Source organism: Streptomyces sp. NRRL S-340 (genome assembly GCF_000720185.1).
In the GTDB taxonomy this organism is placed as follows: Bacteria; Actinomycetota; Actinomycetes; order Streptomycetales; family Streptomycetaceae; genus Streptomyces.
The window spans coordinates 1-26,775 of record NZ_JOIY01000015.1; the positions used below are offsets into that span (position 1 = coordinate 1).

The 26,775-nt window shown below is 75.0% G+C and carries 24 protein-coding genes and 1 other RNA gene; 11 read left to right on the plus strand and 14 right to left on the minus strand.

Annotation, left to right across the window (positions count from 1 at the left end; all coding sequences use genetic code 11):
* Positions 1–160: 160 nt before the first annotated feature.
* The gene (locus tag IG64_RS14120) at positions 161–1,588 is read left to right on the plus strand and encodes a DHA2 family efflux MFS transporter permease subunit (RefSeq protein ID WP_037855682.1); all 1,428 of its coding nucleotides are present in this window, start codon (positions 161–163) and stop codon (positions 1,586–1,588) included.
* A 133-nt stretch (positions 1,589–1,721) separates the two neighbouring features.
* On the opposite strand, the gene IG64_RS14125 is transcribed toward IG64_RS14120, so the two are convergent.
* From IG64_RS14125 to IG64_RS14145, 5 genes are all read right to left on the minus strand, one after another.
* Positions 1,722–2,420, minus strand: a complete 699-nt coding sequence (locus IG64_RS14125; RefSeq protein WP_037855684.1) for a TetR/AcrR family transcriptional regulator — start codon at positions 2,418–2,420, stop codon at positions 1,722–1,724.
* Between the two features lie 133 nt (positions 2,421–2,553).
* Positions 2,554–3,372 (minus strand): SDR family NAD(P)-dependent oxidoreductase, encoded by an 819-nt coding sequence (locus tag IG64_RS14130; RefSeq protein WP_037855685.1) that lies wholly within the window; start codon positions 3,370–3,372, stop codon positions 2,554–2,556.
* Positions 3,373–3,461: 89 nt separating this feature from the next.
* Positions 3,462–4,214 (minus strand): SDR family NAD(P)-dependent oxidoreductase, encoded by a 753-nt coding sequence (locus tag IG64_RS14135; protein WP_037855687.1) that lies wholly within the window; start codon positions 4,212–4,214, stop codon positions 3,462–3,464.
* 128 nt (positions 4,215–4,342) lie between these two features.
* Positions 4,343–5,392 (minus strand): aldo/keto reductase, encoded by a 1,050-nt coding sequence (locus tag IG64_RS14140; protein ID WP_051812899.1) that lies wholly within the window; start codon positions 5,390–5,392, stop codon positions 4,343–4,345.
* Positions 5,393–5,973: 581 nt separating this feature from the next.
* Entirely contained in the window at positions 5,974–6,588 is a 615-nt protein-coding gene (locus tag IG64_RS14145; RefSeq protein WP_037855689.1) for a TetR/AcrR family transcriptional regulator, read from the minus strand.
* A 139-nt stretch (positions 6,589–6,727) separates the two neighbouring features.
* Here IG64_RS14145 and IG64_RS14150 point away from each other — a divergent pair, with 139 nt between their 5' ends.
* A complete protein-coding gene (locus IG64_RS14150) occupies positions 6,728–7,738 on the plus strand; it encodes a hypothetical protein (protein ID WP_051812901.1) in 1,011 nt (336 codons plus the stop codon).
* A 353-nt stretch (positions 7,739–8,091) separates the two neighbouring features.
* Positions 8,092–8,817 (plus strand): class I SAM-dependent methyltransferase, encoded by a 726-nt coding sequence (locus IG64_RS14155; protein WP_420709925.1) that lies wholly within the window; start codon positions 8,092–8,094, stop codon positions 8,815–8,817.
* 13 nt (positions 8,818–8,830) lie between these two features.
* Here IG64_RS14155 and IG64_RS14160 read toward each other — a convergent pair whose 3' ends face one another.
* Both IG64_RS14160 and IG64_RS14165 read right to left on the minus strand, forming a co-directional pair.
* Positions 8,831–9,463: a response regulator transcription factor gene (locus IG64_RS14160; protein WP_037855691.1), complete on the minus strand. Its 633-nt coding sequence runs from the start codon at positions 9,461–9,463 to the stop codon at positions 8,831–8,833.
* Between the two features lie 425 nt (positions 9,464–9,888).
* Positions 9,889–11,298 (minus strand): sensor histidine kinase, encoded by a 1,410-nt coding sequence (locus IG64_RS14165; RefSeq protein ID WP_037855692.1) that lies wholly within the window; start codon positions 11,296–11,298, stop codon positions 9,889–9,891.
* A gap of 694 nt (positions 11,299–11,992) precedes the next feature.
* Between IG64_RS14165 and IG64_RS14170 the strand changes: the two genes are divergently transcribed.
* Positions 11,993–12,895 carry a MaoC/PaaZ C-terminal domain-containing protein gene (locus IG64_RS14170; RefSeq protein WP_037855694.1) on the plus strand — a complete coding sequence of 301 codons (903 nt, stop codon included), beginning with the start codon at positions 11,993–11,995 and terminating at the stop codon, positions 12,893–12,895.
* Positions 12,896–13,044: 149 nt separating this feature from the next.
* On the opposite strand, the gene IG64_RS41580 is transcribed toward IG64_RS14170, so the two are convergent.
* Positions 13,045–13,203: a hypothetical protein gene (locus tag IG64_RS41580; RefSeq protein ID WP_199811587.1), complete on the minus strand. Its 159-nt coding sequence runs from the start codon at positions 13,201–13,203 to the stop codon at positions 13,045–13,047.
* Between the two features lie 105 nt (positions 13,204–13,308).
* Positions 13,309–15,024, minus strand: coding sequence for a hypothetical protein (locus IG64_RS43255; protein ID WP_037855696.1), 1,716 nt, complete (start codon positions 15,022–15,024; stop codon positions 13,309–13,311).
* A gap of 516 nt (positions 15,025–15,540) precedes the next feature.
* Here IG64_RS43255 and IG64_RS14180 point away from each other — a divergent pair.
* The 3 genes from IG64_RS14180 (at position 15,541) to IG64_RS14190 (ending at position 18,685) form a co-directional block, all read left to right on the plus strand.
* Positions 15,541–16,398, plus strand: a complete 858-nt coding sequence (locus IG64_RS14180) for a Nif3-like dinuclear metal center hexameric protein (protein ID WP_037855698.1) — start codon at positions 15,541–15,543, stop codon at positions 16,396–16,398.
* On the plus strand, positions 16,395–17,138 hold the full coding sequence (locus IG64_RS14185; RefSeq protein ID WP_199811593.1) for a zinc ribbon domain-containing protein: 744 nt from the start codon (positions 16,395–16,397) through the stop codon (positions 17,136–17,138). Before IG64_RS14180 ends, IG64_RS14185 begins: the two co-directional genes overlap by 4 nt.
* Before the next feature lie 65 nt (positions 17,139–17,203).
* On the plus strand, positions 17,204–18,685 hold the full coding sequence (locus IG64_RS14190) for a bifunctional RNase H/acid phosphatase (RefSeq protein ID WP_037855912.1): 1,482 nt from the start codon (positions 17,204–17,206) through the stop codon (positions 18,683–18,685).
* On the opposite strand, the gene IG64_RS14195 is transcribed toward IG64_RS14190, so the two are convergent.
* The gene (locus IG64_RS14195) at positions 18,660–19,307 is read right to left on the minus strand and encodes a bifunctional 4-hydroxy-2-oxoglutarate aldolase/2-dehydro-3-deoxy-phosphogluconate aldolase (protein ID WP_037855701.1); all 648 of its coding nucleotides are present in this window, start codon (positions 19,305–19,307) and stop codon (positions 18,660–18,662) included. The genes IG64_RS14190 and IG64_RS14195 overlap by 26 nt on opposite strands.
* Before the next feature lie 170 nt (positions 19,308–19,477).
* On the minus strand, positions 19,478–20,275 hold the full coding sequence (gene yaaA, locus IG64_RS14200) for a peroxide stress protein YaaA (RefSeq protein ID WP_037855702.1): 798 nt from the start codon (positions 20,273–20,275) through the stop codon (positions 19,478–19,480).
* A 411-nt stretch (positions 20,276–20,686) separates the two neighbouring features.
* On the opposite strand from yaaA, the gene rnpB reads away from it, so the two are divergent.
* Positions 20,687–21,091: RNase P RNA component class A (rnpB, locus tag IG64_RS37620), an RNA gene on the plus strand.
* A 156-nt stretch (positions 21,092–21,247) separates the two neighbouring features.
* Here rnpB and IG64_RS14205 read toward each other — a convergent pair.
* Together IG64_RS14205 and IG64_RS14210 are read right to left on the minus strand one after the other, a co-directional pair.
* Positions 21,248–21,655 carry a MazG-like family protein gene (locus tag IG64_RS14205; protein ID WP_051812903.1) on the minus strand — a complete coding sequence of 136 codons (408 nt, stop codon included), beginning with the start codon at positions 21,653–21,655 and terminating at the stop codon, positions 21,248–21,250.
* 254 nt (positions 21,656–21,909) lie between these two features.
* Complete coding sequence (locus IG64_RS14210) at positions 21,910–22,461, minus strand: DoxX family membrane protein (RefSeq protein ID WP_037855704.1); 552 nt, start codon at positions 22,459–22,461, stop codon at positions 21,910–21,912.
* 120 nt (positions 22,462–22,581) lie between these two features.
* On the opposite strand from IG64_RS14210, the gene IG64_RS14215 reads away from it, so the two are divergent.
* The 3 genes from IG64_RS14215 (at position 22,582) to IG64_RS14225 (ending at position 25,655) form a co-directional block, all read left to right on the plus strand.
* The gene (locus tag IG64_RS14215; RefSeq protein WP_037855918.1) at positions 22,582–22,908 is read left to right on the plus strand and encodes a hypothetical protein; all 327 of its coding nucleotides are present in this window, start codon (positions 22,582–22,584) and stop codon (positions 22,906–22,908) included.
* A gap of 69 nt (positions 22,909–22,977) precedes the next feature.
* The gene (locus IG64_RS14220; protein ID WP_078883995.1) at positions 22,978–24,087 is read left to right on the plus strand and encodes an aldo/keto reductase; all 1,110 of its coding nucleotides are present in this window, start codon (positions 22,978–22,980) and stop codon (positions 24,085–24,087) included.
* A 371-nt stretch (positions 24,088–24,458) separates the two neighbouring features.
* Entirely contained in the window at positions 24,459–25,655 is a 1,197-nt protein-coding gene (locus tag IG64_RS14225) for a D-alanyl-D-alanine carboxypeptidase family protein (RefSeq protein WP_420709930.1), read from the plus strand.
* 309 nt (positions 25,656–25,964) lie between these two features.
* On the opposite strand, the gene IG64_RS14230 is transcribed toward IG64_RS14225, so the two are convergent.
* Positions 25,965–26,723 (minus strand): SDR family oxidoreductase, encoded by a 759-nt coding sequence (locus tag IG64_RS14230; protein ID WP_037855705.1) that lies wholly within the window; start codon positions 26,721–26,723, stop codon positions 25,965–25,967.
* Positions 26,724–26,775: the final 52 nt, after the last annotated feature.

The window sequence follows — 26,775 nt, forward strand, 5'->3', positions numbered from 1 at the left end:
GTCCGGGGTGGGAGGGCAGGGTGCCGGGAGGAGTGGGGGAGTCCGGGGAGGGGGGAAGGTGCCACGGGGGGGCGGGCCGAAGACGTAGGTCCGCGGGACCAGGCGGGACGGCGCGAAATCCCGATGCAAGGGGCACGAGCGGCTTGAGACCATGACATCCATGCTCGAAGCCGCCGGTCTCACCCCGACCGCCCCCCGCCGCACCCCGCCGCCGCCCACCTGGCTCGTCATCGCCCTCGCCTGCGCCGGGCAGTTCCTCGTCGTCCTCGACGTGTCCGTCGTCAACGTCGCCCTGCCCTCGATGCGCACCGACCTGGGACTGAGCGGGCCGGGCCTGCAGTGGGTGGTGAACGCCTACGCCATCGCGTTCGCCGGGTTCATGCTGCTCGGCGGCCGGGCCGGCGACCTCTACGGGCGCAAGCGCATGTTCCTGGTCGGGCTCGGCCTGTTCACGCTGGCCTCGCTCGGCGGCGGCCTCGCCCAGGAGGGCTGGCAGCTGCTGCTCGCCCGCGCCGTGCAGGGACTCGGCGCCGCCGTGCTCGCCCCCTCCACGCTGACCCTGCTCACCGCCGCCGTGCCCGAGGGGGCCGCCCGCGCCCGGGCCATAGCCACCTGGACGGCGGTCGGCGCGGGCGGCGGCGCCGCGGGCGGCCTGGTCGGCGGGATCCTCGTGCAGGGCCTGTCGTGGCGGTGGGTCCTGCTGATCAACGTGCCGGTCGGCGCCGTCGTCCTGGCGGCCTCCGCGCGCCGGCTGACGGAGAGCCGGGCCGGCGACCGCAGACGGCTCGACCTGCCGGGCGCGCTGCTGGTCACGGCGGGCCTGGCCACCCTCGCGTACGGCATCTCACAGACCGAGGCCGAGGGCTGGACCGCCGCGGCCACCCTGGTCCCGCTGCTCGGCGGACTCGCCCTGGTCGCCGCCTTCCTCGCGGTGGAGGCGCGCACCGCCGCCCCGCTGATGCCGCTCGCCCTGCTGCGGGTGCGCTCGGTGGCGTCCGCGAACGCGGCGATGCTCGTCTCCGGCTCGGCGATGTTCTGCATGTGGTTCTTCATGACGCTGTACGCGCAGAACGTCCTCGGCTACTCCCCGCTGGACGCCGGACTCGCCCTCGTCCCCAGCTCGCTGGCCGTCGTCCTCGGCTCCAAGGTCGCGCCGCGCCTGATGCGGGCGGCGGGCGCGCGCAGCGTCGCCGTGCTGGGCACGCTGGTGGCGGCGGCCGGGTTCGGCTGGCAGTCGACGATGCGGGCGGACGGGGCGTACCTGACGGCGATCATGTTCCCCGGGATCCTGATGATGCTCGGCGCGGGCCTGGCCGGGACACCGCTGGCCGCGCTGGCCACCTCGGGCGCCGCCCCCGGCGACGCCGGGCTGGTCTCCGGGCTCATCAACACCTCGCGCACCATGGGCGGCTCGCTCGGCCTCGCGGTCATGTCCACCCTCGCCGCGGCCCGCACCGCCGGACGCACCACACCGGTGGGTCTCACGGAGGGGTACGCCCTGGTCTTCCGGACCGGCACCGCCGTCCTGCTCGCCGGGGCGCTGCTGATGCTGGTGTGGCTGCCGCGCGCGGCACGGAGGGCGCCCTGAGCAGCGGCTGCCCTCGCGGACCGCTCGCCGCCTCTCCGCCGGCCGGGCACAGGGCGGCCCCGCGCACGGCGGTGATACGCCGACGAGGGGCCCGGCGCCGTGGACACCCTCCTGGATCCGGCGCGCCCTGCCGTCAGGTGGCCCGTTCCCCCGCCCGTTCCTCCAGGTCGAGCAGTCCGGTGGCGGCGACATGGAGGGTGCGGCCCAGCCGCTCGGCGAAGTCGACCTTCGTGGAGGCGAGTTCGGGGTCGCGCTGCGCTTCGACGACGGCCTGGGAAGGATGGGCGAAGGGCCACAGTCCGGCCGTGGACACCACGGTGATGGAGACCAGCTCGCGGGCGGCCGCGGGGCTCAGGGCGGTGATGTGCTCGCGCAGCAGCTCCGCCAGAGCGCCCAGCAACCGGCCGTGGGCCCGCTTGAAGTCGCGCGCCGACTCCGCGGAGATGTTCCGTTCGAGTTCGGAGCCCAGCGAGCTGAGCAGTTCGCACAGCAGGGTCCGGCGGCCCAGGGACCGGGCCAGGGCCTGCGCCACGACGCGGGGCGATGCGGCTCCGGTGCTTCCGGCGGACGCCAGGTCGGCGGGCAGCTCTTCGATCCACCGGGCCAGGTCGCGGTTGAGGAGTTCGAAGAAGACCGCCTCCCTGGTCTCGAAATAGCGCACGACGTTCGTCTTCGACAGCCCGACGCGCCTGCTGAGTTCCCGCAGGCTGATGTCGCTGACGGGCATCTCCGCGAGGAGTTCCGCGGCGGCCGCGAGGATGGTCCGCTTCCGGATCTCGCGCTGTTCGGCGCTGCGGGCGCGCTGGAAACCGGTCGGCCGGTCGTCTGTCATCGTCGCTTCCTCGGGAACTCTCGCGGCTCACCGCTGTGCCGCTCGCGGTAACCCTACGACCTGCCGGTGCCGCCGGGAGCGGCGGCGCCGGCAGGGGAGCGGTGAGCCCGGGTGCCGGGCCCACCACCGGGCGTCACACGGATTCGCTCACGTGTCGCCACTTGGCGTCCGACGCGGCGAGGGTCTTGGCGGCGAACCGGCCCACCTCGACGGCGTCCTTGCCGAGCAGCAGGTGCAGCGGCGGCTCCTCGGCCTCCACGATGTCCAGCAGGACCTGGGCGACACGGGCGGGGTCGCCGCTCTGCTTGCCGTCCGAGGCCCGCTGGCGGGCGATGGCGGGTTCGACGACCGGCTTGTAGGGGTCGCTGACCGGCGGAGTGGCCATGGAGGAGCCGGCCCAGTCGGTGCGCATGGCGCCCGGCTCGGCGACGGTCACCTTGACACCCAGAGGGGCGACTTCCTTGGCGAGGACCTCGGAGAAGCCGCCGACCGCCCACTTGGCCGCCTGGTAGGCGCCCAGACCGGGGCCGCCCACGCGCCCGCCGACGGAGGAGATCTGGATGATGTGCCCGCGGCCCTGCGCACGCAGGACGGGAAGGGCGGCCCGGGTGACGTTCACCACGCCGTAGAGGTTGGCGTCGATCTGCGCGCGGAAGGCCTCGTCGGTCATGTCCTCGATGGCCGCCATGTCGGCGTAACCGGCGTTGTTGACGACCACGTCCAGGCGGCCGAAGGCGTCGACGGCGGCCCGGACGGCCCGGCGTGAGGCTTCGGTGTCGGTCACGTCCAGGGTGACCAGGCGGACCTTGTCACCGTACTCGTCGGCGAGGTCGGTCAGGGGCGCGGTGCGCCGGGCGGTGGCGACCAGGTTGTCGCCGGCCTTGAGGACGGCCTCGGCGACGGCCCGGCCCAGTCCGCGGGAACTGCCGGTGACCAGCCAGGTCCTGCTCATGATGGTGCCTCGATTCTGGGGGGTGGGAGGGTGTCTGTCGGAATGGGGTGGAGGGGGAGCCCGAAGGCTCGGGCGGGAGGGGGGCGGGGTCAGATGAGGAATCCGCCGTCGACCGCGAGGTGAGCCCCGGTGACGTAGGAAGCCTCGTCGGAGAGCAGGAAGGCGGCGGCCTTCGCCACTTCCTCGCCGGTGCCGAGCCGGCCGGCCGGGATCTTCCCGGCGATCTTCGCGACCTCGTCGGGATTGCCCTGCTGACGGGGTACCGGGACGACGCCGGGCTGGAGTTCGTTGATGCGGATGCCGTGCCGGGCCCAGTCGGCCGCCGCGGCGCGGGTCAGCCCGCGGATGCCGTGCTTGCTCGCGCTGTAGGCGGCGCGGTGGGGCAGACCGCGGTCGGCGAACACGCTGGAGATGTTGACGATGGCCCCGCCGCCGGCCGCTCTGATGGCCGGGATCTGGTACTTCAGCCCGTGGAAGACGCCGGAGAGGTTGATCCCGATCGTCTTGTTCCACTCCTCCTCCGGCAGGTCGCAGACGTCGTGGTGCACGCCGGAGGTGCCGGCGTTGTTCACGGCCAGGTGCAGGGCGCCGAAGTGGCGGACGGTCTCGGCGACGGCGTGCTCGACGGCACGCGGGTCGCTGACGTCGCAGGGAACGGCGAGCGCCTTGCCGCCCGCCCCGGTGATCTCCTCGGCGAGTTCCCTGAGCGGCGCCTCCTGGCGGCCGAGCAGGGCGACGGCGGCCCCGCGCGCGGCGAGCAGACGGGCGATGGCGGCGCCTATGCCGCTTCCGGCGCCGGTCACGAGCGCGGTCTTGCCGGCGAACTGGGCTTCATGGTCCATGAGGTGTGCTCCTTGTCTGTGAGGCGGCCGGGGGATGACCGGCCGGGGCGGGCGGCTGAGCCGAGCGGCCGGGGCGGGGGCCGTGGCGGCCGCTGCGGCCCCCCGCGCGGGCTGTTCCGCGCCGGGCGTCACTTCGCGGTCTCGTCCGCAAGCGTGTTGAGGGCCCCGTACCGGCCGCCCTTGATCCGAGCGGGGTCGAACATGTCGCTGAGGCGGGCCACGTCGTCGGCGCTGAGCCGGACGGAGGTGGCCGCGAGGTTCGCGCTGATGCGGGCCGGACGTCTGGAGCCGGGGATGGGGACGATGGCGTGGGGCCGCGCCAGCAACCAGGCGAGAGCGATCTGGCCGGCGGTGCCGCCGGTGCCCGCGGCGAACTCCTCCAGCTCGGCGACCAGCTGCCGGTTGTGCTCGAAGTTGTCGCCCTGGAACTTGGGCAGGGTGGAGCGGAAGTCGTCCCGGCCGAACTCGGTGCCGGGGGCGAAGGCGCCGGTGAGCATGCCGCGGCCCAGCGGGCTGTAGGGCACCAGCGTGATCCCGAGCCGCCTGCACTCCGGCAGGACTTCGGCCTCGACGCCCCGTTCCCACAGCGAGTACTCGCTCTGCAGGGCGGCGACGGGATGAACCGCGTGGGCCCGCCGCAGGACCTCCGGGGTCACCTCGCTCAGCCCGATCGCACGCACCTTGCCCGCGGCCACCAGTTCGGCCATGGCGCCCACGGTGTCCTCGACGGGGACGGCGGGATCGAGCCGGTGGTAGTAGTACAGGTCGATCCGGTCCGTGCCCAGCCGCTTCAGGCTCGCCTCGCAGGCGGCCCTCACGTACTCCGGACGACCGTCGAAGAAGCTGCGGCCCCCCGGGCCGGGGCGCGCCGAGAACTTCGTCGCCACGACCGCCCGGTCGCGCCGTCCCCGAAGGGCGCGCCCCAGCAACTCCTCGTTGTGGCCGAACCCGGCGACCGGACCGCCCGGAGTGGCACTGCTCGCACCGTAGTAGTCCGAGGTGTCGAACAGCTCCACTCCGAGGTCGATCGCACTCCGGATGGTGGAGACCGAGGTCTCGGGATCCGCCTCGCCGTAGAACTGCGACATCCCCATGAGCCCGAGCCCGACGGGCCGCACCGAGATGCCGGATCCGCCCAGGGGTGTCCGGGCTGTGTGCGCGGTGCTTTCGATCGACACCTGAACCCACCTTCGCTCGTACCGTCGGCGACCTATAAGAGGCCACTGGAACTTTATGAGGACGAAGTTAACAGACCACTGGCCTCTTGTCGAGCGGGGAGGGTGCGAAGGGCTGCCGCGTCCGGTCGCGCGACCGGGCGGAGGCGGGGTGTTTCCGCTCGATGCGGGCGGCGCCGGAGCGCGGAACCAGGCGCCCCCGGCCGACGACGTCATGTCGGCGGCTCGCGGGCCGGTCGCTGGGCAGGGGGTGACTGAAGGCGTGGGGCGCCGGGTCAAGTCCCGGCCCGGAGCCGGGTGTTCGCCGCTGCCCGTGGTGCAGGCCGGGGGTGACGGCCGGTGTGAGGTGCTGCCTCGGCCGCTGCCGGGGCCGGATCCTGCCGGCCCCTCCGCGGCCCGTAAGTCCACTCGGGGGTTCGGCGGCGGGCGCTGTTCCCGGCCGGGGCGCCGGGGTGCCGGGTCGTCGGGGCCGGGTGCGGGCCGCCTCGGCCGGGTGCGCCCGACCGTCTCGGGCGGGGGTGCTGGACCTGTCGGTCAGGGCGCCGGGCCGTCTTCCGGAGGGGCCGGCGGGCGGGTGCGCGTGGTCAGTGCGACAGGAGCGCCGACGACGCCTGGGCTTGGAGCCATGCTGTCGCCTGGGCGTGGGGCCAGCCCATCTCCCTCATGGTGCTCCAGGCGGAGATGCCGAAGTAGAACCACATGATGTCGCGCGTCTGCCGGCGGGTCAGTCCGGCGCGGACTTCCCCGAGGTCGAAGAGCCGGTCGGCGATGACGTCCAGGACGCCCCGGTAATGCTTGATCTTGTATTCGGCGGCGCCGGCCACGTCGGCGTCGGAGTTGCGGGCGTCCAGCAGCACCGTGAGCGTCTTGGCGTGCCGCTCGATCACCTCGCCGGTACCCGCGGCCGTCAGCCGCAGGATCTCCTGACCGTCGTCGGCCGCCAGCACCTGCTGCCGGGTCAGCTCCGCCCGCTCGTCGCCGGCGCTGTCCGCGGCCAGGGCCAGGATCAGGGCGGACTTGCCGCCGATGCTGGCGTACACCGTGTTCAGCGCGACGTCGGCCTCCGCCGCGATGGCGGCGAGGCTCACCCGGCCGTATCCCCGCTCCGCGAAGAGATCCCTGGCCGCGTCGAGGATCGCCCTGCGGGTCTGCTCCGCGTTCTGGGCGCGGAGCCGGGAGGTGTACGCGCGCGGGCTCATGGGAGAGATCGTACCCAGCGCCGGGTTCGCCGCATGTCGGGAACATTGAGTGTATGTTCATTACTATGAAATCGGCCCGAAGGCGCCGCGTGTGCGGTGCCGTGGCAGCCGATGCCCCTCTGACAGGAAGCGGAAAGTCATGAGAATCAGACTGGCTGTGCTCGCCTGCGCCGTCACGGTCGCGGCGGCGACCGCCGGGCCGGCCCTCGCTCAGGCCTCCGCCCAGGCAGCGTCGCGGCCGACGAGCGGCCCTCGCATAGCCGCCCACTTCGACCTGCCGCACGGCCAGACCCCGGAGAACATCGCTCTGGAGCCGGACGGCACAGCTGTCGTCACCTTCGCCGCCGCCCGCCAGGTGGCCGCCGTCAGCCCGCGGGGCGTCACCCGGATCCTGGCCACCCTTCCCGCGCCCGCCGATGGCGGCGCGCACACCCCGAGGCTCGGCTTCGCCCTGACCGCGGGTGTCGTCCGGGCCCACGACGGAACGCTGTACTTCCTCTACGCCAGCGGCACCGCGGACCTGACCGGCCTGTGGCGACTGCGTCCGGGCCACGCCCCGCACCGCATCGCGGCACTCCCCGCCGACGGACTTCCGAACGGGCTGGCATTGGACGAGCGCCATGACCGGCTCTACATGGCGGACTCCGCGCTGGGAAAGATCTACACGGTGCCCACCAGGGGCGGTACGCCCACCACGTGGTCCGCCGCTCCCGAACTCGCCCCGGCCGGCTTCCTGGGCGTCAACGGCCTGAAGGTCCACCAGGGCGCGCTGTGGGCGACCAACCTGGACCGGGGCACCGTGGTGCGCATCCCGTTCGGCCCCGGGGGCCGGCCCGGACCCGTCAGGATCACGGCCAGGGGGCTGGCAGGCATCGACGACTTCGCCTTCACCGGCCGGGGGGACGAGATCCTGGCCGCTCTCGACGGCCCCGACGAAGTCGTGCTCGTCCAGCCGGACGGCACCTCCACGACCGTGCTCACCGGCGCGGACGGCCTCCAGAACCCGACCTCCGTCGCGGTGCGCCGAAACGTCGCCTACATACCCAGTGCCGCCTACGCCACCGCCTCCGACCCCAACCTCCTGATCGCTCCCGTGCCGGGTCCCGAGGGCAGCACCGGGCACACCCCTGACCACCGCCGGCCGCGGTAGAAAGGAGGGCCGGCGCGGGGGAGACAGGTGCCGGCAGAACCCTGGGCGCGGCCCCCGACGGGACTTCGGCGGGCCGGCGGCACGATCCCCCACCGGGCCCGCGCCACCCCCGCACCGCCCCGCACAGGGCGTGCCGCGCTCGCCGGGAAAGCCCATCTGACCTGGGCTTTCCGGCCGTCCGCCGCTACGGTCGCGGTACCGGAACGGGCCCGGCGGAGGGCCCGGTGAGAGGGGGAGCCCGCATGGGCCAGGACACGGACCGGCACACGGAGCGGAGCGCGAACGCAGACGGGGACGCAGACGGGGACACGGGCGGGGGCGCGGACGGGGACGCGGCCCGTGACATCCGTACCGTGGACGACGTACTCCGGCTGCTGGACGGGCTGTTCGCGCCGGACGCCGACCGGTGGTCGGACGGCGCGGCCGGCTGGTGGGACGGCTTCTACGCCGACCGGACGCGGCCGGTGCCGTTCTTCGCCGCCCGGCCGGACGAGAACCTGGTGGAGTGGCTCGACTCCGGGCTGATCGACGGCCGGCGTGCGCTGGACCTCGGGTGCGGGCCGGGCCGCAACGCCCTGCACCTCGCGGCGCGCGGCTTCGAGGTCGACGCCGTGGACCTGTCGCCGGCCGCCGTGGCGTGGGCGCGGGAACGGGCCCGGGAGGCCGGCGCCGAGGTGCGGTTCCTGTGCGGGGACGCCTTCGCGGCGGCCGGCGACCGGCTCACCGGGCCGTACGACCTGGTCTACGACTCCGGCTGCTTCCACCATCTGCCACCCCACCGCAGGATCAGCTACCTCGCCCTGCTGGAGCGGGTCCTCGCCCCCGGCGGCCGGTTCGCCCTCACCTGTTTCGCCGCCGGTGCCATGGGCTGCGAGCTGCCCGACGCCGAGCTGTACCGCACCTCCCGGCTGCACGGCGGCCTCGCCTACACCCCCGGATCGCTGCGCCGGATCTTCTCGGGGCTGCGGGAGGTGGAGCTGCGCCGGATGCGTGACGAGCCGGACGGATCGCCGTGCTTCGGGGAGGACTTCCTGTGGACGGCACTGTTCCGGAACGAGCCCGCGGGCGCCGGGACCTGACCTCCCGGTCCCTCTACAGCCACCCCTGCTGCCGGGCCTCGCGCACCGCCTCCATGCGGTTGCGGGTGCCGGTCTTGCCGATGGCCGAGGAGAGGTAGTTGCGGACGGTGGACTCCGACAGGTGCAGCTTCGCGGCGATGTCGGCGACCGTCGCCCCGTCCGCGGACGCCTTCAGCACGTCGCACTCGCGGACCGTCAGCGGGTTCGGACCGGCGCTCAGCGCGGCGGCGGCGAGGGCCGGGTCGACCACCGTCTCGCCCGTCAGCACCCGGCGGATCGCGGCCGCCAGCTCCTCCACCGGCCCGTCCTTGACCAGGAACCCCGCAGCGCCCGCCTCCATCGCCCGGCGCAGGTAGCCGGGCCTGCCGAAGGTGGTCAGGATGAGCACCCGGCAGTACGGCGCCTGCTCACGCAGCTCGGCGGCGGCGTCCAGACCGCTCCTGCCCGGCAGTTCGATGTCCAGCAGGGCCACGTCGGGCCGGTGGGCCAGCACGGCGTCCACGATGGCGTCCCCCGCCGCCACCTGGGCGACGACCTCCATGTCCGCCTCCATGCCGAGCAGCAGGGCGAGCGCGCCCCGCATCATCCCCTGGTCCTCGGCGAGCAGGACGCGGACGGACTTGGCGGGCCGGTGGTCCCGGGGCATCTCGTTCACGGACCAAGGGTAGGGAGTCGCGGCGGCGCCTGCCGGGGGAGTACGGGGAGTGCCGGGAGTACGGGGGAAGCGCATCGGGGCGTCCGCCCGGCACCGCGCCGGTGCACGGGGCTCCGGCGGCCGGGCGGCGACCGCCTTTCGCCGGCGACCACCGTACGTCGTCGCCCGCCGTGCACCGGCGGCGGCAGTTCAGCAGCCCGCCACGTCTCCGCTTCCGGGCGCGGCACCCGCGGCACCCGCGGCACCCGCGGCACCCGCCGCGCTCATGCTGCCAGACGGTGCTCGTGCTGCTCCCCGCGCTCGCGGTGTTCACCTGCTCGGGGCGCTGGCCGCGCCACCCGCGCTCGTGCTGCTCCCCGCGCTGGCCGCGCTTGCGGCGCTCGTGCTGCTTCCCGTGGTCCCCGTGCTCGCGGTGTTCACCTGCTCGGGGCGCTCGCCGCGCCACCCGCGCTCGTGCTGCTCCCCGCGCTGGCCGCGCTCGCGGCATTCACGCTGCTCTCCGTGGTCCCCGTGCCCGCGGCCTTCACGCCGCTCCCCGTGCTCGTCGCGGCGGCCAGGGCCGCGGCCGTCAGTTCCTCCGTGCTCGTGGGGAGCCGCGCGGTGACCGTGAAGCCGCCGCGCGGTGACGGGCCCGCATCGAGCGAGCCGCCCGCCGCCGCGAGGCGTTCGGTCAGGCCCTTGAGGCCGGTCCCGCCGATGCCGGGCACGGCCGGCTGGACCACGGCCGGCACGCCGCTCCCGTCGTCCGCGACCGTGAGGCGGACGTGCTCGGCCCCGCCGGTGACACTGATCTCGCAGCGGCCCGCACCGCTGTGGCGGACCGCGTTCGTCACCGCCTCGCGCACCACCCAGCCCAGCAGCGCCTCCGACTGCGGCGTCAGCGGCGGCCCCGAGCGGCGGACGACGGGCTCGATGCCGGCGGCGCTCAGCGCCGACCGCGCCCGGTCCAGCTCCGTGCTCAGGCTGCCCTCGCGGTAGCCGGTGACCGCCTCGCGGATCTCGGTGAGCGCCTGCCGGCCGACCGACTCGATGTCGGCCACCTGCGTCAGCGCGGCGTCCATGTTCCGGGGAGCCAGGCGCCGGGCCGCCTCCGACTTCACGACGATCACCGACAGGGTGTGGCCCAGCAGGTCGTGCAGGTCGCGGGAGAACCGCAGCCGCTCTTCCTCCACCGCCCGCCGGGCCAGTTCCTCACGGGCCGCCCGCAGCTCCCGTACGGCCTCGCTCAGGCTCAGGATCGCGGCGGTCACCATGGTCGACAGGAACGTGGCGTAGGCGATGTTGATGCCGTCCCAGCCCTCGTGGAAGGCGGCGACGCAGCCGGAGAAGACGGCCAGCGCCATGCCGGAGCGCCCCAGCCACGGGCCCCGCAGGATCGCGCCGGTCGCCAGCCCGAACAGCGGGAAGAACAGCAGCCAGTTGCCGCCGTAACCGAGCCCCAGCGCGGTGGTGACCACGCCCATCAGCACCAGCGCCGTCCGCGTCGCGGTCGCCGCCCGCCGCTTCCTGTCGAACGCGTTGAAGACGACGTAGATGTAGAGCGAGTTGAAGGCGAGCAGGCCCAGGCCGCCTATCCACGGGTTCGGGGTCTCGCCCTGGAAGATGTTGGAGAGCGAGCCCAGCCCCATCAGCAGCCAGGGCAGCAGGGCGAAACCGGAGGGCGGCGGCCCCGGGTTCTCCGGCACCTGCCCCGCCTTCTGCGCGGCCCGCCACTCGGCCTTGAGGTGCTCCTTGTTCGCCTTCCAGTGCCGCTGCGCCTCCCGCGCCTCGCGGACGGCCTCCCGCCACGACCGCGCGTGGCAGGAGATACTGCGCCTCCAGCTCATGTTCCGTTCCCCCCGAGTGTCAGACGGTTCCCGCGTTGCGGCGGTTCGACAGCACAGCGTACGAACCGAACGCCACGAGCCCGGCCGCAGCAGCAGCGCGGTCAGCGCCCACCGCCACACCGCCGGCCGCACGCCGTTGACCAGACCGCCGCCGGCAGCACCGCGCAGAGGGCGGGCGGCACGGTCTCCGCCCCGGTCAGCGCGCGGCCGGTGGCCACCTGGCGCGAGGTCATCGGCGTCACCCTGAGCGGCCGTCCGCCAGGCCCGGCCGCTGCCGGTGCCGCTGTCGGTGAACAGCAGGTACATCCTCACCGGAGCGGCGATCGAGCCGATCACGGACCCGGCGTCGCGCAGCGTGCGGCGTCCTTCCAGTCCAGCGAGGCCGGGTCGACCTCCGGGCTCGGTACCGCACCTCCCCCGGAAGGACACGGCACTTCGTGTCTGCGTCATGACAGCCACGCTACGGATCCGGGCGGGGCGTACGGCAGATGCGCATGTACGGAGCCGGACGGGACGTCCGCACCACGCCGGGCAGGACAAATGTCCCGGGCCCGCCGGGCCGGACGAATGCCGCGGGCGCGCCGGGCCGGACCAAGGTCCCGTGTGCGCCGGGCTGGATCGATGCCGCGGGTGCGCCGGCGGCCGGGCCGCCGGGAACTTCACGGGCCGCGAGCGCGGGGTGTACAGAGGGCGCATGGCCATCGACGCAGCCCGTGCCCTCGCGGCCGGACCCCGCACCCGTGAGATCTCCTGGACGCCCCGGGACGTGCAGCTCTACCACCTCGGCCTCGGCGCGGGCGTCCCCGCGACCGGCCCCGGCGAACTGCGCTACACCCTGGAGACCCGGCTGCACGTCCTGCCCAGTTTCGCCACCGTCGCCGGCGGCGGGGCGCCCGGAGTGATCCGCGCCCTGTCCGTGCCCGGCGTCGACGTCGACCTCGCCCGGGTGCTGCACGGCGGTCAGGCGCTGACCGTCCACCGCCCGCTCCCCGCCGCGGGCACCGCCACCGCCACCAGCGAGATCACCGCCGTGTACGACAAGGGGACGGCGGCCGTCCTCGTCCTGCGCACCGAGGCCGCCGACCCCGAGGGGCCGCTGTGGACCGAGGAAGCGCGGATCTTCGTACGCGGAGAGGGCGGATGGGGCGGCGACCGAGGGCCCTCCGCCCGGCCCGGCGCGCCCCGCGGTGAGCCCTCGCGCACCGTGCGCCGCCCGGTGCGCGAGGACCAGGCCCTGCTGTACCGGCTGACCGGCGACGACAACCCGCTGCACGCCGACCCCGGCTTCGCGCGGGCCGCCGGGTTCGGCCGTCCGGTCCTGCACGGCCTGTGCACGTACGGCATGACCCTCAAGGCGGTCGTCGACACGCTGCTCGGCGGTGACGTGAGCCGGGTGCGCTCCTTCACCACGCGCTTCGCCGGGGTCGTGTACCCGGGCGAGACCCTGTGCGTCCGCATGTGGCAGGGGCAGGGGCAGGGGCAGGGGCAGGGGCAGGGGCAGCGGCGGGAGCGGGGCGGTGTGGTGCGGGTGGCGGTGAGCGCGGTCGAGCGGGACGACGCGGCCGTACTGGACGACACGGTCGTCGAGTACGACTGAGCCCGGCCGGGGGCTGCGCCCGTGCCGAGGCGCCACCCGTGCCCCCGGTGCGCCGGGCCGGAGGCATCGTGTCCCCGGTGCGCCGGGCCGGGACGCGGAACGGCCCCGTCCTCCGGGGAGGACGGGGCCGCGTCTCGCTCTCCGTGCCGTCAGGCCGCCATGTCGGTCTGCCCGTCGCCCGTCTTGCGGTGCCGGCCGCTGGGGGCCGTCTCGCCGTCTCGGGAGGAGACCGGGCCGCGGTGCTTGCCGTGGCCCTCCGCCTCCTGGACATCGGTCGTAAGCGGCTGGGTCTTGCTGGCGTCGCTCATCGGAAAGAACTCACCCCGTCAACATCATCTTTCGTACAGCCGGGCGAGTTTAACCGGCACACCTCGGGCGAAATCCAGGCGGACGCGCCAACCGGCACGACTTCGTTACCTGGCCGCCATGCGCCCCGTGACCCGCCCTGTCATCCGCCCTGTGAGCGCGGCCTGTTGCAGGGTTACGGGCCGGGGAACGACGGGTGACGGAGGTTCCTGTTCCGGGAGTGGGCGGGGCTCGATGAGCGGCGGGAGGGGGCCGGCGGCGGGGGCCGCGGCCGGGGGGAGCGGGCCGGCGGCCCGCGGATCCGCCGCCTCCGGAACCGGACTCTGCGGGTGCGCGCTCCCGTCGTGCGGGACGGGTGTGTCCGGTGCCTGTGCGGGCGGGATCTGTGTGGCCCGGGTGTGTGCGCCCGGGGCCTGTGCGTGCGCGGTCCCCGTGCCCGGAGTCCGTGCGTCGGGGACCTGCGGGCTCGCGGCGCCGTGTGAACCGTCCCGCGGCTCGTCGTCCGGCGCGCCCGCGGGGGCCGGGAGCGACGGGTTCGAGGACGCCGGGTCCGGCGGCATCGGGGCCGGGAGGGCCGACGTCCGGTGCACCGGCACCCACCGTGCCCCCCGGATCACCGGGGACGGCCGGCGAGCCGCCGGGAGCGGCACCGGAAGCGGCGCCGGAAGGGGGGCGAGGCCCGTGGGCCCGGTCGCCGGAGCACCGGACGGCACCCCGGGCGCAAGGGCCGGGGGAAGAGCCGTCCACGCGTCCGGCGCCTGACTTCCCGGCGCGGTCCAGCGCGCCACCCCGCACGGCACCGCGGCCGTGCTGAACGGCAGCCGCAGCGTGCCCTCGGCCGTCCACACCCCGGCGCCGGCCAGCCACCCCTCGGGCGCGGGGACATGCCGCACCCGCCGCTCCGCGGGCCGCCACACCCCGACCCAGCTGCCGAACGGTCCGTCGCAGCGCAGCGCCACCGCGCAGTGCTCCGGGGTCAGCACCTGTCCCGGCTGGATCGCGAACGGCGTCACCGCGCAGTCGGGCACCCGCAGGCACTGAGGGAACCGCACCGGCAGGGTGCTGCCGAGCACGCCCCAGCCCAGCCGGTACCGCCCGGGGGAGGGCGCGTCCGAGCGGATCAGCAGCAGTCCGCTGTCGGGGTCGGCCAGCAGCAGCCGGTCGTCGCTGTGCGGGGCGAGCTGGAGCAGCGGGGTCACCTCGCCGCCGCCACCCAGGTCGACCACGACCGCCTTGGTGCGCCCGGCCGCCCGCCGGTCCAGGGCGAGCATCCGCCCGGCCCGGTCCAGCCAGACCCCGCCCGAGCAGTGGCCCGGCACCTCGGCCACCATCTCGGGCCCGAAGGCGCCGCCGGCCACCAGCCACACCGCCGAGGACCGCGGCCCCGCCGCGAGCGCGTACGCCCGCTCGCCGCCGGGAGCGCAGGGCAGCAGCCGCATCCCGGTGTGCTCCGGGCACTCGACCGCGCCCAGGGGCAGTTCGCCGGTGGCGGGGCCGGTCGGGTACAGCAGGGAGAAGGTGTGGCGGCCCGCCACCAGGCGCCGGATGAGGACCCGGCCGTCGCCCATCGGCTGCACCTCGGTGCCCGGTTCCTCGGGCTGGTCGGCCGGCAGCGGCACGGCGTACGGCTCGGGGCCGTCCAGCGTCCAGCGCTCCGGGTACCAGGAGTCGCCGCTGCGGGCGAGCCGTGCGGCGTAGGCGCCGTCCGCCGTGATCGCGCAGGCCGCCGCGGGTCTCGCGCCGTCCGCGCCGACCGCCGACGGCGGCGGGGCGCCCTCCTGTTCGTGTGCTGCCGAGAGCCCCGGAGAGGCACAGACTGTCATCGCTCGGTCACCTCCTGTGAGGACGCTAGTTTTCGTACGCACAGACGGAGGACCGGCGGGCGGGCGCTTCACACATACGGGTGGCCAAGGAACGATTCGCCTGAGAAAAGCGGAACGTTTGTGCTGGAGAAGTACGAAACCTCTGTGCGACCGATCCCGGCTCCGGTCCCGGTTCCGATGCCGGCTCCGGTTCGCTCCGGCTCCGGCTCCGGTCCGGTTCCGGCTGCGATCCCCGGTCCGGTCCGGTCCAGTTCCGGTTCCGGCTCCCATCCCGGCTCCGGCTCCGGGCCGACCCCGTCCCGGCCCCGCACCGAACCCGGGTGGCCCCGGGCCGGACCCGGGCGAGTCCGGGACCTGACCCGGCGGAGACCCGGGCGCGACCCGGGTGGCGCGAGGCGTCCCCTCCTGGACCGGGACCCGGGCGGGACCCCGGCAGGGTCCCCGGGGCGGGGTGGGCCCCTCCGGGGCGGGCGGCGCCGGTTCAGCCGCGCCGAACACCCAGGTAGCCTTGCACCCGTGCCCCGTCTGTCTGAAGTCATCACCGCGCTGGAGACCCTGTGGCCCCCCGAGCGGGCCGAGTCCTGGGACGCGGTCGGCACCGTCGCGGGCGACCCCGGCCAGGAGGTCGGCCGGGTCCTGTTCGCCGTCGACCCGGTCCAGGAGATCGTCGACGAGGCGGTGAAGCTGGGCGCCGACCTGCTCGTCACCCACCACCCGCTCTACCTGCGCGGTACGACGACCGTGGCGGCCTCCACCTTCAAGGGCCGGGTCGTGCACACCCTCATCAAGAACGACATCGCCCTGCACGTCGCCCACACCAACGCGGACACCGCCGACCCGGGCGTCAGCGACGCGCTCGCCGGAGCGCTGGACCTCAGGGTCGTACGGCCCCTCGTCCCGGACCCGAGCGACCCGGAGGGCCGCCGGGGTCTCGGCCGCGTCTGCGAACTCGACCACCCGCTGACCGTGCGCGAGCTGGCCGCCCGCGCCGCCGAGCGGCTGCCCGCGACCGCGCAGGGCATCCGCGTCGCCGGCGACCCCGACGCGGTCGTCCGCACGGTCGCCGTCAGCGGCGGCTCCGGCGACAGCCTCTTCGACCACGTACGGGCGGCGGGCGCGGACGCCTTCCTCACCGCGGACCTGCGCCACCACCCGGCCTCGGAGGCCCGCGCCCACAGTCCTCTCGCGCTGCTCGACGCGGCGCACTGGGCCACCGAGTGGCCCTGGTGCGAGCTGGCCGCAGCCCAGCTCGACGAGATCTCCGACCGGCACGGATGGGGCCTGCGCGTCCACGTCTCCAAGACGGTCACCGACCCCTGGACCGCCCACGCGGCGTCCATCACCACCGACGAACCCATGGGAGCCCCCAACTGAACGCCGCGCCCGCCGACCAGATCCGACTCCTCGACGTCCAGGCCCTCGACGTCCGCCTGCAGCAGCTCGCGCACAAGCGGAAGTCGCTGCCCGAGCACGCCGAGATCGAGTCGCTGACCAAGGACCTCACGCAGCTGCGCGACCTGCTCGTGGCCGCGCAGACGGAGGAGAGCGACTGCGCCCGCGAGCAGACCAAGGCCGAGCAGGACGTGGACCAGGTGCGCACCCGCGCCGCCCGCGACCAGCAGCGCCTGGACTCCGGTGCGGTCACCTCGCCCAAGGACCTCGCCGGCCTCCAGCACGAGATCGCCTCGCTCGCCAAGCGCCAGGGCGACCTGGAGGACGTCGTCCTGGAGGTCATGGAGCGCCGCGAGTCCGCGCAGGAGCGCGTCGCCGAGCTGACCGAGCGCGTCGGTTCCGTCCAGGCGAAGGCTGACGACGCCGTCGCCCGCCGCGACGCGGCCTTCGAGGAGCTGGACGGCGAGGCCGCCACCGTGGCGAAGGAGCGCGAGGTCGTCGCCGCCTCCGTCCCGGCGGACCTGCTGAAGCTCTACGACAAGCTGCGCGAGCAGCAGGGCGGCATCGGCGCGGCCAAGCTGTACCAGCGCACCTGCCAGGGCTGCCGCCAGGAGCTGGCCATCACGGAGCTGAACGAGGTCCGCGCCGCCGCCCCGGACACGGTCGTCCGCTGCGAGAACTGCCGCCGCATCCTGGTGCGCACCGCCGAGTCCGGTCTCTAGACGCGCAAGGGGCCGCTGAGGTGCGGGAGTCGGACGTGCCGGAGTCGGACGTGCCGGAGTCGGGCGTGCGGGAGTTCGTCGTGGAGGCCGACGGCGGGTCGCGGGGCAACCCCGGGCCCGCCGGCTACGGCGCGGTGGTGCTCGACGCGGCGACGGGCCAGGTGCTGGCGGAGACCGCCGAGTACCTGGGCACCGCCACCAACAACGTCGCCGAGTACCGGGGCCTGCTGGCCGGCCTGCGGGCCGCGCACGCCCTGGACCCGGCGGCGACGGTGCACGTGCGCATGGACTCCAAGCTCGTCGTCGAGCAGATGTCCGGCCGCTGGCAGATCAAGCACCCGGACCTGCGTCCGCTCGCCACCGAGGCGGCCCGGGTGTTCCCGGCCGGGCGGGTCGGCTACGAGTGGATCCCGCGCGAGCGCAACAAGCACGCCGACCGCCTCGCCAACGAGGCGATGGACGCGGGCGCCCGGGGCGAGCAGTGGTCGCCGCCGGCGTCACCGTCGACGGCGGAACCGGACGCCGGCGCACCCGGAACCGAGGCGCCCACCGCCACCGGGAACGCGCCCACGACGCACCCGTCCGCCACCGCAGGGGCCGCCGTAGCGCACGGCGCCGAGGCACCGGGCACGCCCACCGGACCGGCCGGATCCGCTACGGCCCCCTCCGGAACGGCCCCCTCCGGGCCGACCTCCTCCGGGCCGACCTCCTCCGGCGCCGCCGCCGACCCGCGGGCGGCTGCCGCCGGCGGTGCGCAGTCCCGTACCGTCGCTCACGCTGCCCAGCCCCCTGCCGCCGCCGACGCGCAGACCACCGCCGGCGCCGCCGCGAAGGCTGCCGCGGACGTGCGGGCCGCTCGGGCGGTCGCCGGTGCGGGGGCCGCCCGGCCCGTCGCCGCGCCCGGGTGGGCACCGGCCGACCTCGGGGCGCCCGCCACGCTCGTGCTGCTGCGGCACGGGGAGACCCCGCTGACCCCGCAGAAGCGGTTCTCCGGAAGCGGCGGCAGCGATCCGTCGCTCTCCGCCATCGGCCGCGAGCAGGCGGAGAAGGCGGCGGTCGCGCTCGCCCGGCGCGGCACGGTCCAGGCCGTCGTCTCCTCCCCGCTGGCCCGTACCCGCGAGACGGCGGCGATCGTCGCCGCCCGCCTCGGCCTGCCGGTGACGGTCGACGACGGGCTGCGCGAGACCGACTTCGGGGCCTGGGAGGGGCTCACCTTCGGCGAGGTGCGCGAACGCCACCCCGAGGACCTGAACGCTTGGCTGGCCTCGCCGGACGCCGAACCGACCGGCGGCGGCGAGAGCTTCGCGACGACCGCCGTCCGGATCGCAGCGGCCCGCGACCGCCTGGTCGCGGCGCACGCCGGCCGCACCGTCCTGGTCGTCACCCATGTGACGCCGATCAAGACGTTCGTACGCCTGGCCCTCGGCGCCCCGCCGGAGTCCCTGTTCCGCATGGAACTCTCGGCGGCCTCGCTGTCGGCGGTGGCGTACTACGCGGACGGCAACGCGAGCGTCCGGCTCTTCAACGACACGTCCCACCTGCGCTGAGCCGGGCCGCCTCGCGGGCCAGTCGTTCGATCCGGGCCCAGTCGCGGTCGGCGAGCGCGTCCGCCGGGACCATCCAGCTGCCGCCCACGCAGCCGACGTTGGGCAGCGCGAGGTAGTCGGGAGCCGTGCCGGGACCGATGCCCCCGGTCGGGCAGAACCGCGCCCCGGGGAGCGGACCGGCCAGCGACTTGAGGTAGGCCGTGCCGCCCGCCGCCTGGGCCGGGAAGAATTTCATCTCGCGCACACCGCGCTCCAGCAGTGCCACGACCTCCGAGGCGGTCGACACCCCGGGCAGGTACGGCAGCCCGGACGCGGCCATGGCCGACAGCAGGGTGTCCGTCCACCCGGGGCTGACCAGGAAGCGCGCGCCCGCGTCCGCGCACCGGGTCACCTGCGCGGGCGTGACGACCGTACCGGCGCCGACCACCGCGTCCGGCACCTCGGCGGCCATGGCCCGGATGCCGTCCAGCGCGGCCGGTGTCCGCAGGGTCACCTCGATCGCGGGCAGCCCCCCGCCGACCAGCGCCCGGGCGAGGGGTACCGCGTCGGCGGCGTCGTCCAGCACGACGACGGGCAGAACGGGGGCGAGGTCCAGTACGGAGGCAGGCAGAGATGCGGGCATGGCGCCATCCTGCCGGGACCGAACAACATGCGCAAAGCCCGTTGCGCATGTTGCAACGCCAGGTGAGGGGTGGCCCGTCGGTGCCTGGAGGCTTCCGCAGGGCCCGGGGTTCTGCCGCCGGGCCAGGCGACGGCGGGACGGCCGGGGACGGGCAGGTCCTCCGAGGGGCGTCAGTGCACCTCGGTCACCAGCACGTCCAGCGACCAGGGCCGTCCCGCCGCCGTGGGAGCCTGCGCCTCCACCTCGTACCCGAGGTCGCGCAGCGCCTCCACCAGCTCGCCGGGACCCTGCGGGACGGCTCCGGCGGACAGCAGGCTCCGGACGATCCGGCCCTTGGTGGCCTTGTTGAAGTGGCTGACGACCTTCCGGGTGGGCGCGTGCAGCACCCGTACGGTCGCCGTCCGCTCCGCGACCTCGCCCTTCGGCTTCCACGCGGCGGCGTACGCGGCGGAGCGCAGGTCGAGCACCAGCCCGCTCCCGGCCGCCTCGGGCAGTACCGAGGCCATCGGCGCGCGCCAGTGCGCGCCCAGCGCGCCGAGCCCGGGCAGCTTCACCCCCATCGAGCAGCGGTAGGAGGGGATCCGGTCGGTCACCCGGACCGCGCCCCACAGCCCCGAGAAGACCAGCAGCGAGCGGGCCGCGCGCCGCTTGGCCGCGGTGTCGAGGGAGGCCAGGCCGAGGGCGTCGTAGAGCACGCCGGTGTAGATCTCCCCGGCGGGCCGGGTCCCCGCCGTGCGCAGTCCGGCGTTCTTGGCGACCTCGCCGCGCAGCCCCTCGCTCAGTCCGAGCACCTCGCGCGCCTTGTCGTTCTGCGCGGGGTCGAGGTCACCGGAGCACAGGCCGACCAGCTCGTCGAGCACGGCCGTCCGGGCCTCGGTCAGCCCGGGCAGCGACAGCGACTCCAGGCGCAGCGGGGCGCCCCGGCCGGAGGCGGCCTTGCCTTCGGAGGGCGGCAGCAGGACGAGCACGGGTTCTCCTTCGGGTAGGGCTCCCGGCCAGCGTACGGGCAGCGCGCGGCGCCTTCGGGCGCGGGCGTCCGGGGGGCCGTCGGCCCCGGCCGAGGGCGGCCACCAGCCGGTCCGTCGGCGTGGAAGCGGGCGACGCGGACCGGGCGCCGGCGGCCGAGGAACGTGGTGTGCGCCACGGGCTCGGTGAGTCCGAGGGTGAGGGTGGTCTGCCCGTTCACCGCGAGGCCGCGTTCGCCCTCGGCCCGCCGTGACTCCGGTGTGCACGTCTCCCGCCGGACAGACGTTACAGACGTTGACGTCGCGACGAGGTCGAGCGCGCAGGCAGGGCCGTCTGACCACTGTTCCGGCGCCACGGCCGGCGGAGCGGCGACCGGCCCCCGTCGCGCCCGGTATCATGGTCGGCACGGCAGACGAGCCGGGCGGACGGCCGCGTGAAGTTCCCGTCAGGGAACCTCCCGAGGAACGTCCGGGCTCCACAGGGCAGGGTGATGGCTAACGGCCACCCGGGGTGACCCGCGGGACAGTGCCACAGAAAGCAGACCGCCGGACGCTTCGGCGCCCGGTAAGGGTGAAACGGTGGTGTAAGAGACCACCAGTGCCCAAGGTGACTTGGGCAGCTAGGTAAACCCCACCCGGAGCAAGGTCAAGAGGAGCGCCCTGAAAAGCGCTCTGCGCGGACGTTCGAGGGCTGCCCGCCCGAGTCCGCGGGTAGACCGCACGAGGCCGGCGGCAACGCCGGCCCTAGATGGATGGCCGTCACCGGAGGGCCCGCGAGGACCCCCGGTACAGAACCCGGCGTACAGCCCGACTCGTCTGCCCCTCACGCTCGTGGGCCCTGCCGGCCGTCGCCGCCCCAGGGAGCGGTGCGACGAGGCTCGCGCCGAGGGCGCACTCGGCTCCGGCGGGACTCGGGCTCCGGCTCAGGGAGTTCGGGGCGTGATCATGCCTCGTCGCTCCGGCGGCGTTCCAGGCCTACGGCCTCGAACTCGTCCGGGGAGGCCCCGTCCCGGCGTCCCGTTCCCCTGCCCTCGCCTCCGTCGGTCCGGCCGGGCCCAGGGACCGTTCCCTGACCCTCGCCAGGTGGTGGGCGAAGACCTCACCGGCGTCCGGGGTGAGGGTGCGCAGGGCCACCATGGCCGTGATCACCACGTCGCACAGTTCCGCCTCGACGTCCTGCCAGGTGTGCGTGGTGCCCTTGCGCGGGTTCTGGCCGGTCGCGCCGATGACCGCCTGGGCGGCCTCGCCGACCTCCTCGGAGAGTTTCAGCATGCGCACGAGGAGCGTCTCGCGGGAGCCGTGCGGGCGGTGGCCGTCGAGCCAGGCCGACAGGGCGTCGATGGTCGCCCAGGGCTCGGCGGCGGGGTGATCCGGGTCGGTCATGGGCGCAGCATCCCACGGTCCGGGACCGGATGGTCCCGCAACGGACGGTCCTGCAACGGACGCTCCCGGCGCGCGCAGTCCCGGCACACCAGGCCCGGAGCGGACAGGCCCGGACCGGACGTCCCCGCACGGACGATCCGGCACGGACGGCCCGCACGGACGGCCCGCACGGACGGCCCGGTACGGCGGTCCCGGTGCAGGTGGCCCCAGTACGGGAAGAACCTGCAGGTGGCCCAAGGGAAGAACCGCGGCGGCTAGCCCTCGCCCTCGAACAGGGCCTCCTGCCGGCCCTCCTTCTCCCGGCGCAGGTGCCGGGCGCGGACGCCCAGGACCACCGCCGTGCCCGCGGCCGTCGCCGCGATGGCGGCGGGCACCATCCAGCCGCGGTTGACCGCGTGGCCGAGGGCGTGGTCCAGGGAGAGCCGGCCGGGACCGGTGATCGCGAGGCCGGTGGCGGTGAGGCCCAGCGAGGCGGCGTACTCGTAGCCGCCGCCCTGGGCGAAGAAGCCGCTCGGGGCGTGCACCGCCGCGGCGCCCGCCATCGCACCGGCCGCGGCCGAGCCCGCCGCCGGGGTGGCCAGGCCCAGCGCCAGCAGGAGACCGCCGCCCGTCTCCGCCACTCCCGCCGCCATGGCGCTCGCCTTGCCCGGGCGGTAGCCGACGGACTCCATGAACCGGCCGGTGCCCTCCAGGCCGGCCCCGCCGAACCAGCCCAGCAGTTTCTGCGCGCCGTGCGCGGCCAGGACGCCGCCGGTCCCCAGCCGGAGCAGCAGCAGACCGAGATCACGGCGGTCGTAACAGGTCACGGCGACTCCTCGGGAGAACCGGCAACACCGGTGAACACCCTGCCACCGGCCGGGCCCGCCGGCGCGTCCTGCGTGCCGTTCGGGTGGCAGGGTGCCGTGAGCGGTGTGACGCTGGCCGACATGACGATTCAGACCGCCAAGCTCAGCGACCCGGCCGTCCGCGCCTTCGTCACCGCCGTCAACGCCCATGACCGCGAGGGGTTCCTGCACCTCCTCGCGCCCGGCGCCACCATGTCGGACGACGGCCGCGACCGCGATCTCGCCGAGTGGATCGAGCGGGAGATCTTCTCCACGCACGGCCACCTGGAGGTCGACAACGAGTCCCGCGGCGGCCGCGCCTTTCTCGCCCGCTACCGCAACGACACCTGGGGCGAGATGCGCACCCGGTGGTCCTTCACCGTCACCGACGACGGGCGGATCTCGCGGTTCGAGACCGGGCAGGCCTGACCGGCCGGGAGCGGACACCGCGCGCAAGCCTTGCCTTCGGGTGCGCTTCAACTCCTAACGTCCCCGGGCATGGAGAACACCAGCAGCACCGATTTCCCCTCCACGGGGACCACCGCCTCTTCTTCCGCAGGGTCCGCCGCCTCGGCTGCCCCCGGCGCTCCCGGGGCCCCCGGCTCCGCGGAGTCCACCGCCTTCACCGGTACCAGGACGCTCGGCCGCAGCGGCATCGAGGTCAGCGCGCTCGGGTTCGGCTGCTGGGCCGTCGGCGGGGAGTGGCAGACCCCGGACGGACAGCCCCTCGGCTGGGGGAAGGTCGACGACGACGAGTCCGTGCGGGCGATCCACCGGGCCCTCGACCTCGGGGTCACCTTCTTCGACACCGCCGACGCCTACGGCTGCGGGCACAGCGAGCGGCTGCTCGGGCGGGCCCTCGGCCGGCGCCGGGACGAGGTCGTCGTCGCGACCAAGTGGGGCAACCTCTTCGACGAACGGACCCGGACCGCGGACGGCCAGGACGCCACCCCGGCGTACGCCCGGCGTGCGCTCACCGCCTCCCTCGCCCGGCTGGGCACCGATCACATCGACCTCTACCAGTTGCACATCTCCGACGCCGACCCCGACGCCGCCGCCGAACTCCGCGACGCCTGCGAGGAGTTCGTGCGCGAGGGGCTGATCCGCGCGTACGCCTGGAGCACCGACGACCCCGGCCGCGCCGCTCTCTTCGCCCAGGGGCCGCACTGCACGGCCGTCCAGCACGCGCTCAACGTGCTCCAGGACGCGCCCGCGGTGCTCGCACTCTGTGAGGAGGCGGGGCTGGCGAGCGTCGACCGCAGTCCGCTCGCCATGGGTCTGCTCACGGGCAAGCACACCGGCCAAGCGCCCCTGGAGGCGGGGGACATCCGCAGCCGCCCGCCCGCCTGGCTGCCCGGCTTCCGGGCCGGTGCGGGCGCCGATCCGGCGTGGCTGGCGCGGGTGGAGGCGGTGCGGGAGGTGCTGACCAGCGGCGGCCGTACGCTCGCCCAGGGCGCCCTCGCCTGGCTCTGGGCGCGCAGCCCGCGGACCGTGCCGATCCCGGGCTTCCGCTCGGTTGCCCAGGCCGAGGACAACGCGGGCGCCCTCGCGAAGGGCCCGCTCACCGCGGAGCAGCTCGCGGAGGTGGAACGACTTCTCGGAAGATGAGGCCGCCACGCCCCGGGCAGCGGGAAGAGGGCTTACGGAAGGGGCGTGCGGAAAGCGGCGTGTGCGAGACGGCGCGCCGGGGTGGTGAAGGGGGGCGGGGGGGCGCGGCAGCGGAGAACGGCGTGCGGGGGGAGCGCGCGGGGGAAGCGTGAGGGAGCGGTGTGCGGCGTGCGACCGGGTGAGCGACACGAGTGACACGACATCCCTCCTTCGGTGATCTTTTGATCAGCCTTTGAAGACCCGTCGTGCACCGGCCCGCTCTCCCTTTGTACGGTCCCGGGGTGCGCGATTCCTCTCCGTCCCCCCGCTCTTTCCGGCCCGCCTCCCCGTCCGCCCCGCCGCTTCCGGTGTCCGCGCCGTCCCGGCGGTCCCTGCTCGCCGCCCTGGCCGCCGCGGCCCCGGTGGCCGTGGCGGCGGGCGGCCGGGCCTCGGCCGCCGCCCCTGGCACTCCTGCCGTGCCCGCGGCCCCCGCCGCGCCCGTCACCGTCATCGGCGGCGAGCGGCTGGCCCGTGCCGGGGTGCAGGTCCGGGGGGTGAGCGGCCTGCCCGGCAGACTCTCCGCCCGCGCCTGGCTCGTCGCCGACTGGGCGACCGGCGAGGTACTGGCCTCCTACCGCGCCCACCAGCGTCTCGCACCCGCGTCCACGCTGAAGATGCTCTTCGCGGACACCGTGCTGAAGAAGTTCGACCGCACCGAGCGGCACACCGTCACCGCCGCCGAACTGGCCGACATCCCCGCGGGTTCCAGCCTCGTCGGCATCCAGGCCGGGACCACGTACACCGTCGAGCAGTTGTGGCAGGGCGTGTTCCTGCGCTCGGGCAACGACGCGGTGCACGTGCTCGCGCACATGAACGGCGGGGTCGCCCGCACGGTCGCCGAGATGCAGGCCAGGGCGGAGGACCTGCAGGCCCTGGACACCCACGTGGTCAGCCCGGACGGGTTCGACCACCCGGGCCAGATCTCCTCGGCCTACGACCTGACCCTGTTCGCCCGGCACGGGCTGCGCAACGCCGACTTCCGCGGTTACTGCGGCACCCGCACCGCGGACTTCCCGGCCGGCGGGAAGAAGACGTTCCAGATCCAGAACACCGACCGCCTGCTGACCGGTGCGTGGGGCCTGAAGCCGTACGAGGGGATGATCGGGGTGAAGAACGGTTACACCAGCCACGCCGGGAACACCTTCACCGGGGCAGCGGTCCGCGGTGGCCGCACCCTGCTCGCCACCGTGATGCACCCCGGGGCCGGCAGCAACGCCGTCTACGAGGAGACCGCCGCCCTGCTCGACTGGGGCTTCGCGCAGGGCGGTTCGGCGCGGGCCGTGGGCACGCTGGTCGAACCGCTGAGCGAGGGCGGCGCGAAGGCGGGCGGCGGCGCGCCCGGCACCAGGGCGGCGGCGGGTTCCGGCGCGGGGGCGGCGGGGCCGGCGGCCGACGGCGGGCCCTCGGCCTGGCGGCTGCTGGAGGGGGCGGGCGGTACGGCCGCGCTGCTCGCCGGCGGGGTGTGGGCGGTGCGCAGACGCCGGGCGGCGGCGCGGGCGGCGGACACGGGCGGCCGTCACCGACGGTGAGGGATCGGCCGCCACCGCTGTCGCGGCGCCGAGGGTCCGAGATGCGATCTGCACAACCGGAATCGACAATTCCGTGCCGTCCAGGCCGGTGGACGGCATATGCTCGACATCTCCTTCACCAGAGCTTCACAGTTGGGGCATCGAGCGTCCGTCACCGCGGCCGTCCGCCGCCCCCGTCGGCCACATCCAGGGGAGGGGATGCGGCAGCCGTTCCACCGCACCGGCTGGGGGTGGACCCCGCGCGGGACGCGGGATGCGCACCGGCGCGTGGAACGGCTGCCGCGCACACCGGGCGTGCGCCCCTTGCGCTCAGCCCCGGCCCACGTAGGGCATCGTCGTCGCCAGCACCGTCGCGAACTGCACGTTGGCCTCCAGCGGCAGTTCCGCCATGTGCCGCACCGTGCGCGCCACGTCCGCGACGTCCATCACCGGCTCCGGTGCCACCTCGCCGTTCGCCTGGAGGGCGCCGGTCCGCATCCGGGCCGTCATGTCGGTGGCCGCGTTGCCGATGTCGATCTGCCCGACCGCGATGCGGTACGGCCGCCCGTCCAGGGAAAGGGCCTTGGTCAGGCCGGTCAGCGCGTGCTTGGTGGCGGTGTACGGCGCAGAGTGCGGGCGGGGCGCGTGCGCCGAGACCGAGCCGTTGTTGATGATCCGGCCGCCCTGCGGGTCCTGCTCCTTCATCTGCCGGTACGCCGCCTGCGCGCACAGGAACGCCCCGTTGAGGTTGGTGTCCACCACGTGCCGCCACGCCTCGTACGACAGGTCCTCGACGGGCACGCCGCCCGGGCCGAACGTGCCCGCGTTGTTGAACAGCAGGTCCACCCGGCCGAACCGGTCCACGGCCGCGGCGAACAGCGCGGTCACGTCCTCGGGGCGCGCCACGTCCGTGGGCACGGCGAGCGAGACGGCCCCGGGGGTGAGGGCCGCCGTCTCCTCCAGGGGCTCCGGGCGCCGGCCCGCCAGGACCGCGGACCAGCCCGCGCCGAGCAGTTCCACGGCGACGGCCCGGCCGATGCCGGAGCCCGCCCCGGTCACCACGGCGATCTTCGATGGGGTGTCAGTCATGGCACCGGAGCGTACGAGCCCGGTCCGCCATGCGGAATCCCGCGTCCGCCAT

Bases quoted from the DNA above. Each gene is read 5' to 3' on its own strand.
- IG64_RS14120 (WP_037855682.1), top strand. From the start codon at position 161: ATGCTCGAAGCCGCCGGTCTCACCCCGACCGCCCCCCGCCGCACCCCG.
- IG64_RS14125 (WP_037855684.1), bottom strand. From the start codon at position 2,420: ATGACAGACGACCGGCCGACCGGTTTCCAGCGCGCCCGCAGCGCCGAA.
- IG64_RS14130 (WP_037855685.1), bottom strand. From the start codon at position 3,372: ATGAGCAGGACCTGGCTGGTCACCGGCAGTTCCCGCGGACTGGGCCGG.
- IG64_RS14135 (WP_037855687.1), bottom strand. From the start codon at position 4,214: ATGGACCATGAAGCCCAGTTCGCCGGCAAGACCGCGCTCGTGACCGGC.
- IG64_RS14145 (WP_037855689.1), bottom strand. From the start codon at position 6,588: ATGAGCCCGCGCGCGTACACCTCCCGGCTCCGCGCCCAGAACGCGGAG.
- IG64_RS14150 (WP_051812901.1), top strand. From the start codon at position 6,728: ATGAGAATCAGACTGGCTGTGCTCGCCTGCGCCGTCACGGTCGCGGCG.
- IG64_RS14160 (WP_037855691.1), bottom strand. From the start codon at position 9,463: ATGCCCCGGGACCACCGGCCCGCCAAGTCCGTCCGCGTCCTGCTCGCC.
- IG64_RS14165 (WP_037855692.1), bottom strand. From the start codon at position 11,298: ATGAGCTGGAGGCGCAGTATCTCCTGCCACGCGCGGTCGTGGCGGGAG.
- IG64_RS14170 (WP_037855694.1), top strand. From the start codon at position 11,993: ATGGCCATCGACGCAGCCCGTGCCCTCGCGGCCGGACCCCGCACCCGT.
- IG64_RS41580 (WP_199811587.1), bottom strand. From the start codon at position 13,203: ATGAGCGACGCCAGCAAGACCCAGCCGCTTACGACCGATGTCCAGGAG.
- IG64_RS43255 (WP_037855696.1), bottom strand. From the start codon at position 15,024: ATGACAGTCTGTGCCTCTCCGGGGCTCTCGGCAGCACACGAACAGGAG.
- IG64_RS14195 (WP_037855701.1), bottom strand. From the start codon at position 19,307: ATGCCCGCATCTCTGCCTGCCTCCGTACTGGACCTCGCCCCCGTTCTG.
- IG64_RS14205 (WP_051812903.1), bottom strand. From the start codon at position 21,655: ATGACCGACCCGGATCACCCCGCCGCCGAGCCCTGGGCGACCATCGAC.
- IG64_RS14215 (WP_037855918.1), top strand. From the start codon at position 22,582: ATGACGATTCAGACCGCCAAGCTCAGCGACCCGGCCGTCCGCGCCTTC.
- IG64_RS14220 (WP_078883995.1), top strand. From the start codon at position 22,978: ATGGAGAACACCAGCAGCACCGATTTCCCCTCCACGGGGACCACCGCC.
- IG64_RS14230 (WP_037855705.1), bottom strand. From the start codon at position 26,723: ATGACTGACACCCCATCGAAGATCGCCGTGGTGACCGGGGCGGGCTCC.